This is a genomic window from Leifsonia sp. SIMBA_070 (assembly GCF_046534635.1).
GTDB lineage: Bacteria > Actinomycetota > Actinomycetes > Actinomycetales > Microbacteriaceae > Leifsonia.
In genome coordinates, this window is the sequence record NZ_JAWRYK010001068.1 from 1 (window position 1) to 229 (window position 229).

Annotated in this window: 1 pseudogene; it reads right to left on the reverse strand. The window is 58.1% G+C overall.

The features are described 5' to 3' along the window. Positions 1–229, reverse strand: a pseudogene (locus SB754_RS23425) (acetyl-CoA carboxylase biotin carboxylase subunit); the annotation flags it as partial.

Below are 229 nucleotides of genomic sequence, written 5' to 3' on the forward strand. Positions count from 1 at the left end.
GTGTCCCGGTCTGCGGAGTGGACGATAATCTTTGCCAGCATGGAATCGTAATACGGGCTGACTACCGAGCCGGCAGCAACACCTGCATCTACCCTGATGCTTTCGCCCACCGGCCATTCGAGGGACTCTATCGTGCCCGGGCTGGGAAAGAAGTTGTTGTCCGGGTCCTCTGCGTTGATCCGGCATTCGATGGCATGTCCATTGAAGCGAATGTCTTCCTGCCGGACGG